Raw genomic sequence first — 12,711 nt, 5'->3', positions numbered from 1 at the left:
CCTGCTCCCTAGCTTACCTCATCAGCGATTAAAGGTAGCAAAAAAAAGAATTAGATTCGCAGAATGAATCGTACTAAATCTGGTTATTAAAAACTGATTATTTATTCACCCTTTTCCATAAGTGCCTGTTGCATGAGTGCCTCTCCTGATAGGTAACCTATACTCAAGGGATTTGGTATCATTAAGCCTTGGCGGAGAGTTTTTGGGTCTTCGAGAATCTCTGGATAGTAAAGAGCGACCATTCTTTGCCAGTGACGGACAGGATCACAACCCCCGGTGACAGAGACAAGACGACCAAAAACGGAATTGTTCAACCCAGTTTCACAGAGACGAAATTTCGCCTCTGTTAGCCGGACTGATAGCCGATTGAATCGCTAATAATTTTCTCGAGGATTTGTGGTCGGAGAATTTTCTTGGTAGGAAAGGCTGCTACCAAACTCGAATTCTTGTCCGTAGGCTTCCTCTCCGTGTTCAGGAACATCTAACCCTTCTGCTTCCGTATTCGGTTTAACCCGCAGCTCCATAAATAGACTGAGAACTTTCAGAATCACAAAAGTACCCACGGCCGCAAAGATATAAGTAGCGGCAACGCCAACAAATTGCGTCCACAGTAACCCCGGATTCCCAAAAAACAAACCATCATTTCCGGCTGAATTAACTGATTTTGTGGCAAAAAGCCCCGTAAGCAGCGCACCTATGGTCCCGCCGACACCATGGACGGGATAGGTATCCAAAGAATCATCAAAGCGCAATTTTGCCCGCAGACTAACCGCAAAAAAACAGGTAAGGGCAGTGATCGAACCAATGAGAATCGCCCCGATCGGCAGCACATAACCGGCAGCGGGAGTAATACCGACTAATCCCCCTAAAAATCCACTAGCAATACCGATCGCCGTCGGTTTACCCCGTAAAATCCATTCTATAAGCATCCATGTCAAACCACCGGCCGAAGCGGCGATCGTGGTATTAACAAAAGCTGTCGTAGCTAGGGAACTAGAGGAAAGCGCGCTACCCCCATTAAAACCAAACCAACCGAACCAGAGTAAACCGATACCCAGAAGAACAAACGGCACATTATGGGGTGCATAGGTTTGGACACCAAAACTACGCCGCGGACCGATCATCCAGGCGGCCACCAGTGCGGAAATCCCAGAACTAATGTGAACAACGGTTCCACCGGCGAAATCCAGCGCCCCAGTGGCTGCTAACCAACCCTTACCCCAAACCCAGTGAGCTAGGGGAGAATAGATTAAGGTGGACCAAAGCAGTAAAAACCAAAAATAGGCCTTAAAGTTGACCCGTTCCACGATCGCACCCGAAATTAAAGCCGGGGTGATGATGGCGAACATCATCTGATAGACCATAAACACTTGATGGGGAACGGTGGGTGCATAACCGATATTGTCAGGTGTGGCCGCAGTGACTCCGTTGAGAAACACCCAATCCAGACCACCGATAAAAGCTTCGATCCCTTCACCAAAGCCACTTTTACCCGGGGTGACATCAAAAGCAAGACTATAACCCCACAGCACCCAAGTTACACCGATGACGCCCATGGCCACCAAACTCATCATCATGGTGTTGAGGACGTTGCGGGAACGCACTAAACCCCCATAAAAAAAAGCCAGTCCGGGGGTCATTAATAAAACTAAAGCTGAGGAGATCAGCATCCAAGCGGTATCCCCAGAACTAATCGGATTGGGGGGAGCGGCGGTGATGGTTTCCGCAAAAACCGGGGCAACTCCGCAATTGAATCCCAGTCCCAGCAAAAGTACGGTTATTCCTACGATCTTTTTCATTGACGGTTGGTGGTTAGTAGCAAGATTAATTTTTTCTGTCCGGAAAGAGACAAAAAACCGAAAGAGAAAAGGTTTAGAAGGCAATTATAGCCACCGATCGCATCGGGGCGAGGCCTTCTTCCTTTTCTCTTTAACTTTGTCGGGGATAAGTTAATCTATCTTTACAAGGTTTAACCTAACGAGTGCTAGGCGTTTCCATGTCAACACTGGAAGCATAATAGCTACCAGCGACGATATCGGACTCCTTGACGAAACCGCTATAGGCTTCCATGCCGTGTTCACCCACATCCAGACCTTCCAATTCTTCTTCGGGAGTAACACGAATACCGAGGGTAGCCTTGAGGATTGTCCAAACAATACCACTAACAATCAGGGTAAATGCCCCTACTGCTACAATGCCGATAATTTGGTTAATAAACAGTTGGAATTGACCGGTGATTAAACCAGCATCTTTGTTGAAGATACCGACGGCTAAGGTTCCAAACACACCACAGACGAGGTGAACGGAAGTTGCACCCACCGGGTCATCAATTTTCAGGTTATCGAAGAAACCCACCGAGTAAACCACGACTACGCCGGCGATTAAACCGATGATTGCCGCCGACCAATAGGATACACCATCACAACCGGCAGTAACGGCGACTAAACCGGCGAGAATACCGTTAATAATCATCGAAAGGTCGGGTTTACCATCTTTCGCCCAAGCGGTAAAGGTAGCGGCAATACCCCCCGCAGCCCCGGCGAGGTTAGTGGTGACAGCGATATAGGGTACAGTTTCATTAACCGCTAAAGTAGAACCGGGGTTAAAACCAAACCAGCCAATCCAGAGAATTAAACAACCCAAGGTCGCGATACTCATGTTATGGCCGGGTAAGGCACTGGTGCGACCGTTGATGTATTTACCCATTCTCGGGCCGAGAATTGCCGCCCCGGTTAAAGCAGACCAACCACCCACCGAGTGGACCACCGTCGAACCAGCGAAGTCTTTAAAACCAAGGTCGGCTAACCAACCGCCACCCCAAACCCAGTGACCGGTGATCGGGTACATGATACCAACGATAATTAAGCTAAAAACTAGGAAATCGACGAATTTAATCCGTTCTGCCACCGCCCCAGATACAATGGTGGCCGCCGTTCCCGCAAAAGCGACTTGGAACAGGAAGAACACCGAGGTGGGCAAATATTTCGGCATGGCGTAGGTGGCAGGATCGCTACTGCTGAGGAACCAACCTCCTGTACCGAAAAATTCGTTACTGACAGACCCAAACATCAGCGAGAAACCGATCGCCCAAAATGATATGGTGGAGAGGGCGAAAACGATCAGGTTTTTGGCGAGAACATTAACGGCGTTTTTCTGGCGACAGAATCCCGTTTCTAGCATCGCAAAACCTGCGTTCATAAAGATCACGAGAATGGCGGCAATTAAAACCCAGATTGTATTGAGGGCGTTTTGCACATCTTCGGGGGTTAGGGGTTTCGCATCTTGGGCCTGTACGGCCGTGTTCCAAACCACAAAAATAATCGCAGACAAGGGAACACAGGCTAACCAGACAGGGTTAATTTTCGGTAATAAACCGACAAGTTCCCCAGATTTTCGAGCAATTCGTTTCATCGTTAATTCGTTTACTTTGTTGAGTTAGTAGGTCGATTCATTACTTTTGAAAATAATCACCGAGCAATTATGTCCGTTCAACCGCTAAATACTAGGAACAGAGGTCAATCATTTCAGAAGACCAAACACCTAGGGATTTATCTTGATCTGTGAGTAGTCAATGCTTTTCGATCTTTGTTTTTTTAATCTGAGATTTCTGTATTCTTTGATACATTTCATTTTAAAATAATAATAGTAGAGAAGTGATCAATAATTCAGTTATCAGTTATCAGATGTGAGTTTTCAGTTCACTGATTACTGTTTACTGGACGGCTACGCCGTGCCTTTGGCAACACTGAAAAAAGCTTCCCACTGATCACTGATTACTGATCACTGATCACTGATAAAGTCTCCCCTCCTTTGGAGAAATCAACCATGGCCCGGGCAACGGAATTCGATCGCACAATGATACAAAGATGTCTAACCCTTGCTAGGCAAGCCTTGGGGCGGACTTCTCCTAATCCCTTAGTCGGTTCTGTGATCGTTCAAGAGGGTACAATTATCGGCGAAGGTTTTCACCCAGGGGCCGGACAACCCCATGCAGAAGTTTTCGCCCTGAGACAGGCAGCAGAAAAAGCCCGTGGTGCCACTTTATACGTCAATCTTGAACCCTGTAACCACTATGGACGGACTCCCCCCTGTAGCGAGGCAATTGTGCAAGCAGGCATTAAAAAAGTGGTGGTGGGGATGATCGATCCTAATCCCCTGGTGGCGGGGAAAGGCATTCAAAGACTAGAATCGGCAGGCATCGAGACGCTGGTGGGAGTGGAGGAGTCCGAATGTCGTCAACTCAATCAGGGTTTTATCCATCGCATCACCGCTAAAAAACCCTTCGGTATTCTCAAATATGCCATGACTCTCGATGGCAAAATTGCCGCCACTAGCGGTCATAGCACTTGGATTACTAGCCCCGCTTCTCGCCAAATAGTCCATCAATTGCGATCGGCCTGTGATGCGATTATCGTCGGCGGTAGCACTGTCCGTCAAGATAATCCCCACCTCACCACTCACGGCCTCTCTGATCATAATCCCCTGCGCGTGGTCATGACTCGATCGCTCGATTTACCACCCTCCGCCCATCTTTGGGATACCAGTCAATTTCCCACCCTTGTCTATACACAAATTGATGCCAATGTCAAGCTTAAGCAACAATTATTAACAAAAGGCGTGGAAGTGATCGAACTCACCGAGGTGACGCCCACTTTAGTGATGGAAAATCTTTATCAGAGGGGATTTTGTCAGGTTTTGTGGGAGTGCGGCGGCGGTTTAAGTGCGGCAGCGATCGCTGAGGGCATGGTACAAAAAATTATCGCTTTTATTGCGCCCAAAATCATCGGGGGAATCCAGGCACCCACTGCCGTGGGTGATTTAGGTTTCCAGTTAATGAGCCAAGCTTTACAGCTAGAAAATGTCACGGTTAATTATCTCAATCCCGATATTTTGATTGAGGGATATCTGCAAAGTAAACAGTAGAGCTACTGCAATTCTGGCTCAATCGGCAAATCTCAAGCAACCGCTTGCAAAAGTCAAAAAGTCATCAATAACTGCGGTAATCTGGCACCTACCCCTAATTTTTGTGATCGAGTTCTAGAAATCGCCCTGCTGCCGTTAAATGCCTTTATCGGTACGGTTATCACCCTAGAAGAAGTTGGGCAATCGCTCTGTGATCAATGGTGCCATTATCGAGCAAAATAAAAAAGTTAGAATAGTCAAACCCTTAGTGATTGAACGTATGACGGTACTCGAAAAAGGTAATATCACGATTCATACCGAGAATATCTTCCCTATTATCAAAAAATCTCTCTACACCGACCATGAAATTTTTCTACGGGAATTGATATCCAATAGTGTTGATGCCATCTCGAAATTAAAAATGGCTTCTTTAGCAGGAGAAGCAAGAGGAGAATTCCCCGAACCAGAAATTAATCTCGCCATCGATAAAGAAAATCGTACCCTATCAATTACCGATAATGGCATCGGGATGACGGGGGAAGAAATCAAGAAATATATTAACCAAGTTGCCTTTTCCAGTGCGGAAGAATTTATCAATAAATACCAAAAATCAGCCAACGATTTAATCGGTCATTTTGGACTAGGTTTCTATTCGGCTTTTATGGTGGCTAAAAAGGTAGAAATTGATACTCTTTCCTATCAGGAAGGTGCTACCCCTGTCCATTGGTGCTGTGATGGTTCTCCAGAGTTTGAACTAACCGATTCTTCCCGCAGCCAAATCGGCACCACTATCACCCTAACTTTAATGGATGAGGAAGGGGAATATTTAGAACCTGCCCGCATTCGCCAGTTAGTCAAAACCTACTCGGATTTTATGCCTGTTCCCATTAAAATTGATGGGGAAGTGATTAATCAACAACGGGCTTTATGGAAAGAATCTCCTCAAAATCTGACGAAAGAAGACTACCTAGAATTCTATCGTTATCTCTATCCTTTCCAAGAAGAACCTTTACTCTGGGTACATCTGAATACCGATTATCCTTTCTTGCTCAATGGCATTCTCTATTTTCCCAAACTAAGACCGGATGTGGATGTCTCAAAAGGACAATTAAAGTTATTCTGTAATCAGGTTTTTGTCAGCGATCATTGCGAAGAAATTATTCCCGATTTCCTGATACCCTTGCGAGGAGTTATCGATAGTCCAGATATTCCTTTAAATGTGTCTCGAAGTGCTTTAACCAAAGATCGCACCGTTCGCCGTATTGCCGATTTTATTGCCAAAAAAATTGCTGATCGCCTCAAATCTCTCTACAACGAAGACGCAAAAGAATATATTCGTTGTTGGGGAGATGTGGGAAACTTTATTAAATTTGGTTCCTTGAAAGAGGATAAATTTAAACAGCAGGTAGAAGATATTTTAATCTATCGCACTACCTACAAACCCCCAGAAACCCCCGTACAAGTGGAAGTGCAAACCGCCGAAGGTGACGCATGGCAAGAAGCAACGGCGAAAACTCCCCTAGAAGCGATCGAACAGGAAGGTTATACTACTCTCAAAGCCTACCTGGAACGCCATAAAGAACGCCACGAAAATCGAGTTTTTTACTGTACCGATCCTCGGAGTCAATCCACCTACGTTGAACTCTACAAAAATCAAGGCTTAGAAATCCTTTTCTTTGATTCTTTCATCGATACTAATTATTTTATTCCTTTCCTAGAAAGAGAATACTCCGATGTGAAATTCACCCGGGTTGATTCTGAATTAGACTCGACGCTGCTCGAACAGGATCAAGCTAGTGAAATTATCGATCCCGGTAGTAATAAAACCCGGGCTGAATTGATCAAAGAAATCTTCGCCAAAGCTCTCGATAATTCCCGCATCAATATCAAAACTGAAGCCTTGAAATCCGATGATCCCCAAGGTACTCCCCCGGCAATTGTCTTACTTCCAGAAGCGATGCGACGCTTACAGGAAATGACGGCAATGATGCAACAAAAAGCCATGGCTTTCCCCGAAGAACATATTCTGATGATTAATACTAATCATCCCCTAATTCAACAGATTGTCCAGATTAGTCAGGGAAGTATTGTTACCGGTAGCGGCGAATCTCCATCGGCGCAATTAGCGAAAATGCTCTGTCAGCACGTTTATGATTTAGCTTTAATCGCTCAAAAAGGATTTGATGCCGAGGGAATGCAAGCTTTTGTGGAACGTTCCAATCGCGTTCTGACTAAGCTAACCGAAAAGATTTAATCTATTGCCAAACTTTAGCTGTTCCGATATGCTGAGAGTGTGTTAATTCACACTCTATTTTTTTAACCCGATCAATATGATCTAACGATAAGCTATCTTGCCGCCGTCAGCCTTGAATCAGTTAAGTAGTCGTGCAAAATTAATTTCCTAGTGAAGATAGGCAAGAGGCAAGAGGCAAGAGGCAAGAGGTGGTTAGATATGTGTAATTAATTTTGCTTAGGTACTTATCAGTTATCAGATGTAAGTTTTCAGTTCACTTATACTGTTTACTGTTTACTGTTTACTGTTTACTGATAACTGAAAAATGCGCTTACCCACCCTCAAATATGAGCGAGGAACCTTAATTCTCCATCCACCACCAAAAGGGAAAAAATGGCTAGATTTTGCCACTTGGGATGATCGTATTGAAAGATTTCGCATTTTGGCACTTCATTATCGTCCTCTGGTGGAAACTCTACAGGAGGAGGGCATTAACTTCCAAGATGAAGCAAAAGCTTTTAACAATTTAGAATTAATTGCCAGTTTTGAACGGGAACCTTACCCCCACCAAACTGAAGCTTTAATCGCTTGGAAAAAATCCCAGAGAAGGGGTGTTATCGTCCTTCCCACCGCTGCCGGCAAAACCTATCTTGCCCAATTAGCTCTACAATCGACTCCCCGCAGTACCTTAATTATCGTGCCGACTATTGATTTAATGCACCAATGGTATGCCCAGATGTTGGCGGCTTTTCCCGATGCCGAGGTGGGATTATTAGGGGGAGGTTCTAAGGATAATAGTGCTATTTTAATCGCCACCTATCAAAGTGCGGCAATTTATTCAGAAACTCTTGGCAATCGTTACGCTTTTTTGATTTTTGATGAATGTCATCATTTACCATCGGATTTCTTTCGGAAAATAGCGGAAGATTCGATCGCACCCTATCGTTTAGGCTTAACAGCAACACCGGATCGCGGTGATGGTAGTCATCAAGATTTAGATTATCTTATTGGTGCAATTGTTTATCAAAAAAGTCCCCAAGACTTGTCAGGAAAAGCCCTAGCCGATCATGAAATAATTCAAATTAAAGTGAAACTATCTGCCAAAGAACAGGAAAAATATCAAGAAGCAATTAAAATTCGCAATGATTTTTTAAGAAAAAATAATCTCAGTTTGTCTGGTTTAGATGGTTGGCAAAATTTTGTTATGATTAGTGCCAGAAGTAGCGAAGGGCGCCGGGCCATGTTAGCGCACCGGGAGTCGAAGGAAATATCCTCTGGAACCCAGGGAAAATTGCGGGTTTTAGCCGAGTTAATCTGTGAACACCATCCGGAACCAATTTTAATTTTTACCAACGATAATGCCACAGTTTACCGCATTTCCGAGAGCTTTTTAATACCTGCCATAACCCATCAAACTCCCGTGAAAGAACGCCATGAAATCCTGACCCGTTTTCGTCAGGGAGAATACAAAATTCTGGTGACTTCCCATGTTCTCAATGAAGGGGTTGATGTGCCGGAAGCGCGCATCGCGATTATTTTATCGGGAACCGGTTCCACTAGGGAATATATTCAGCGTTTAGGACGGGTTTTAAGAAAAGGCCAACAAGAGGATAAACGGGCGATTTTGTATGAAGTGATAGCCGAAAATACCACGGAGGAAAAAACCTCCCAACGACGACGGGGAGAGCAGAAAAATAAAACTAGCTATAAAACCGGTAATCGACAATTGGAATTATTGCCTTCTGCTCCGAAAAAATCTTTTTCTTTCCCGAAAGCTGCCGAATCTTCTACCCCTTGGGTAAGTTCTCCGGAGTCAGAGGAAGAATAGAAAATTTCTCTGGGGGATTTTCCTCTATAATAAAGATAAAAAATCTTAATTGATACCCCTATGACCGAACTTGCCCAACAAAAATGTCAACCTTATCAATCGGGTTCTTCTCCTATCACGGCCGAGGAAATTACCGCTTTACAGGCTAAAATTCCCGATTGGAATCTCTTAGAATACGAGGGTATTCCCCGTCTGCAAAAACTCTATAAATTTGCCAATTTTCAAGGGGCAATCGCCTTTACTAATGCCGTGGGAGAAGCGGCGGAAAAAGAAGGCCATCACCCCGCTTTATTGACAGAATGGGGTAAAGTTACCGTTTCTTGGTGGACCCATGACGTGGGGGGATTACATCAAAATGATTTCATCATGGCTGCCCGTACCGATGATATTTATCGCCAACAAAATGCTTAATCGTAGGCGCGAATCATCGCTTGGGTTCCCTGTTTAATTCCCTTGCCTTCGTCCAATTCCGCTACTACTTTAAATAGAGTTTCCGCTAAATCTGTCCCGGGCAGAATTTCCCCGGCTGTCTGGGCAGTTTCTTTAACTAATCGCAAATCTTTTAAAATATGTTCAATCATAAAAGCTGGCTGTAAATCTTGGGCGAGGATTTTTGGTCCCAAATTTTCCAAAGCCCAAGAACCCGCCGCCCCCGTTTTACAGACTTCTATGACTAAATTGGGGTCTAATCCTTGAATTTTTGCCATTTTTAGAGCCTCACACAGTGCCACCATGTGAACCGCCCCCAAGACTTGATTACAGAGTTTTACCGCCTGTCCGTTGCCGATTTCGCCACACCAGCGAATAGTTTTACCCATGGCTTGAAAACAGGGCAGACAAGTCTGAAAATCCGCTTCTTTCCCCCCCACCATAATAGTTAAACTGCCGTTTTTCGCCCCAATATCGCCCCCAGAGACGGGAGCATCGAGAAAACGGAGATTATTTTCCTCTAGCTTTTTACCAATCATCCTAGCGGCTTGAGAGCCAATGGTACTCATATCCACCACCAGAGTTCCCACCGCTGCCGATTCCATGACACCCCCCGGTCCTAAAATTACCGCTTCCACGTCAGGCACATCCCCGACGCAGGTAAAGACAATCTCGGCATCCCTGACGGCGGCGGCGATACTAGAACAAATGTTCGCACCTGCTGCCCCGGCAATGGTTATCCCCGGCACCTCTGGGGTACGATTCCAAGCATTGACAGCAAAACCTTGACGGACAAGATTAGCCGTCATCGGCGCCCCCATCACTCCTAATCCTAAAAAGGCAATTTTTTGACTCATAATTTTGGTAATCAAGGGAAAGGGAATTATGAATTATGAATTATGAATTATGAAGTGGGGTATATTTTCAGTGAACAGTAAACAGTTAACTGAAAACTAAAATCTGATAACTGATAACTGATAACTGATTTAGGATTCTACCATTTGCAGAAATTGGGCTTCTGAAAGGGTTTTAATGCCTAATTTTTGAGCCTTTTTGAGTTTCTCACCGGGAGCTTTACCGAGGAGAATATAATCAGTATTCGCACTGGGGGAACCGGTAACAGTACCACCGACATTAATAATTAATGATTTCGCTTTCTCGCGACTGATTTTGCTGAAGGTTCCTAGTATAACTACGGTTTTTCCCCTTAGGGGATTTTCTGCGGATTCTTGACTCGTCTGGACTATCTTTGCTGCGGGTTGCACTTCTAAACTTGTATCGGCAACCGGGATTTTTTCTGCTGCTACTACCGGAGTTTCCTTGGCCATCACCGGGGGGGTTTCTGGTTCTGCTACTACTGGAGTTTCACTAATAATTGCTTCCGGTTCATTAGTAATAATGGGAGCAGTTTGTTTAGAGAAATCGTCTCTTTCTTGCTGTAGGTTTTGAATTTTAACCTCTAAAGCAGCGATTTCTTCTTGCTTAGTTGCTAACTCACCCTCGAACTTAATTTTTTCTTTTTCTAAAGCTTTAGCTGCCGTTTTTTGGGCTTCTAAATCTTGAGTTAGTTGGCGATTTTGTTGGCTTAATTCCTCGATATGACGGGAAGTTGTGGTCTCTAATTGGTCTTTTTCGGAACTTAACTGGTGTAGTTGAATCTCTAAATTAGAAATGTTTTCCCGATAGGTTTCTAGCTGTTGGGGTAACTGGGTTAATTCCTGTAATTGCCCTTCTAAATGGACAATTTTTGCCTGAGAATCGGCCAATTGTTGGGGTAACTGGGTTAATTCCTGTAATTGCCCTTCTAAATCAGCAATTTTTGCCTGAGAATCAGCCAATTGTTGCGGTAACTGGGTTAATTCCTGTAATTCCCCTTCTAAATCAGCAATTTTTTCGGCAGCAGTGGTTAATTCTGCCGATAATTCCCCTTTCTGGACTTCTAAAGCTTGTAACTCCAGTTTAGCTGCTTCGAGACGAGCGCCGAGACTGTCCTTTTCGGCGGTTATGGCTGTCACTTGAGCGACGGTTTCTTGGAGTTTTATAGTTAAATTGTCGCATTCTTGCCCTAAAGAGAGCGATCGAGTTTGACTTGCGGCTAAATCTTCGCTGAGAGACTTTTTTTGCTGCTCTAACCCAGTAATTTGACCCTGTAAGCTGGCTATTTCTTGCTGTCCTCGCTCATACTGTTCTGTTTGGTCAGCCAGATTCTGTTCCAAGGTTTGAATTTGACCTTGCAAGTTGGGAATTTGGGCGGCTAAATCGCTTAATTCTTGGTTTTTATGCTCTAAATCGGCCACTTTCGCCCTTAATTCCTCAGCTTTTTCTAGCTCTTGCTGTAAAAGAGCTTTATCCTGTTCTAGGGTCTGAATTTGACTATAGAGAGAGGTGGTCTGTTTTTTGGTCAAATCAAATTGACGGTTAATTTCACCTTTTTGCTGCTCTAAAGTTTGAATCTGTGCCTCTAGGCTAGTAATTTGGGCTTTTTCTCCCTCTAATTGCTCCATCAAACCAGCTTTCTCCGCTTCTATTTCCTTAGCGGTGGTTTTCAGGTGTTCAATTTCACTCTCACCTATCTGGACAGCTTGCTGGAGGGACTGGAGAGAATTTTCTAAATCCGTAGCTTTGTGCTGTAATTGGGCGGAATGTTGTTCTATGTAAATTATTTTGGCGTGCAGCTGCTGATTTTCGTCTTTTAACTCTGATTGCGCCACGTCTAAACCCTTGACTTGAGCAAACAAATCTGAGTTACTTTGCTGTAATTGCGCTTGTGCGGCTAAAAGGGCGGTATTTTTGCTGACGAGACCAGAGCGCGACCAGAGGAATAGTCCTCCGAAAACAGCACTTAAACCTAATCCTTCATAAATTAATTCGTTGAGCATATCTACCCTCCTAGACAAGCGAAAAACAGTCACCTAACCGAACTGATGCGGCAATTTTGGTTATAGACCTACATCTCTACTTATATCAGTTACGGGGTGCATTCGGGGAAAGGGCGGGGAAAAAGTCACTTCTTTCCTCCCGGTGTAAAAAGGTGATTTAGCTATTCGCGTTATGCTAATTTGTACCTGATCCCATTCTTGGGTGATTTCCAGGTCAATTTCTTCCTGATGATTAAAATAGTAGCCCATGGCCGCAGGAGCTATGGTTGATAATTATCCATTGTCCTTGCCTATTATCCATTAAACCTCTCCATAATTTAATTAAATCACAATAATAGGATATAATAAAACAAATAGTAAATCAAAAAAAGCCATGAAAAACTACACTTGGGAATACATTCAAAAATATCCGAAACAAACTAAAAGACTATTAGGAATTG

Annotated in this window: 9 protein-coding genes; 4 read left to right on the top strand and 5 right to left on the bottom strand. The window is 44.2% G+C overall.

Going from position 1 to position 12,711, the window contains the following annotated elements; genetic code table 11:
- Nucleotides 1-101: 101 nt before the first annotated feature.
- From IM473_RS07305 to IM473_RS07295, 3 genes are all read right to left on the bottom strand, one after another.
- A complete protein-coding gene (locus tag IM473_RS07305; RefSeq protein ID WP_287657818.1) occupies nt 102-314 on the bottom strand; it encodes a hypothetical protein in 213 nt (70 codons plus the stop codon).
- Between the two features lie 60 nt (nt 315-374).
- Nucleotides 375-1,799: an ammonium transporter gene (locus IM473_RS07300; RefSeq protein WP_287657816.1), complete on the bottom strand. Its 1,425-nt coding sequence runs from the start codon at nt 1,797-1,799 to the stop codon at nt 375-377.
- A gap of 175 nt (nt 1,800-1,974) precedes the next feature.
- A complete protein-coding gene (locus IM473_RS07295; RefSeq protein ID WP_287657815.1) occupies nt 1,975-3,411 on the bottom strand; it encodes an ammonium transporter in 1,437 nt (478 codons plus the stop codon).
- A 414-nt stretch (nt 3,412-3,825) separates the two neighbouring features.
- Between IM473_RS07295 and ribD the strand changes: the two genes are divergently transcribed.
- From ribD to IM473_RS07275, 4 genes are all read left to right on the top strand, one after another.
- Entirely contained in the window at nt 3,826-4,923 is a 1,098-nt protein-coding gene (ribD, locus tag IM473_RS07290) for a bifunctional diaminohydroxyphosphoribosylaminopyrimidine deaminase/5-amino-6-(5-phosphoribosylamino)uracil reductase RibD (RefSeq protein ID WP_287657814.1), read from the top strand.
- A gap of 259 nt (nt 4,924-5,182) precedes the next feature.
- Complete coding sequence (gene htpG, locus IM473_RS07285; RefSeq protein WP_287657852.1) at nt 5,183-7,156, top strand: molecular chaperone HtpG; 1,974 nt, start codon at nt 5,183-5,185, stop codon at nt 7,154-7,156.
- 304 nt (nt 7,157-7,460) lie between these two features.
- On the top strand, nt 7,461-8,963 hold the full coding sequence (locus tag IM473_RS07280) for a DEAD/DEAH box helicase (RefSeq protein WP_287657813.1): 1,503 nt from the start codon (nt 7,461-7,463) through the stop codon (nt 8,961-8,963).
- A 60-nt stretch (nt 8,964-9,023) separates the two neighbouring features.
- Nucleotides 9,024-9,374: a 4a-hydroxytetrahydrobiopterin dehydratase gene (locus IM473_RS07275; RefSeq protein ID WP_002744294.1), complete on the top strand. Its 351-nt coding sequence runs from the start codon at nt 9,024-9,026 to the stop codon at nt 9,372-9,374.
- Here the strand turns inward: IM473_RS07275 and IM473_RS07270 are convergent.
- Nucleotides 9,371-10,249 (bottom strand): NAD(P)-dependent oxidoreductase, encoded by an 879-nt coding sequence (locus tag IM473_RS07270; RefSeq protein ID WP_287657812.1) that lies wholly within the window; start codon nt 10,247-10,249, stop codon nt 9,371-9,373. The two genes, IM473_RS07275 and IM473_RS07270, sit on opposite strands and share 4 nt — an antisense overlap.
- Nucleotides 10,250-10,378: 129 nt before the next feature.
- Nucleotides 10,379-12,271 (bottom strand): BRCT domain-containing protein, encoded by a 1,893-nt coding sequence (locus IM473_RS07265; RefSeq protein WP_287690395.1) that lies wholly within the window; start codon nt 12,269-12,271, stop codon nt 10,379-10,381.
- Nucleotides 12,272-12,711: the final 440 nt, after the last annotated feature.

The sequence above is a fragment of the Microcystis sp. M015S2 genome, assembly GCF_020245945.1.
GTDB lineage: Bacteria > Cyanobacteriota > Cyanobacteriia > Cyanobacteriales > Microcystaceae > Microcystis.
The sequence above is the reverse complement of the archived record's forward strand: the minus strand, read 5'-3'. Positions and strand labels throughout refer to the sequence as shown.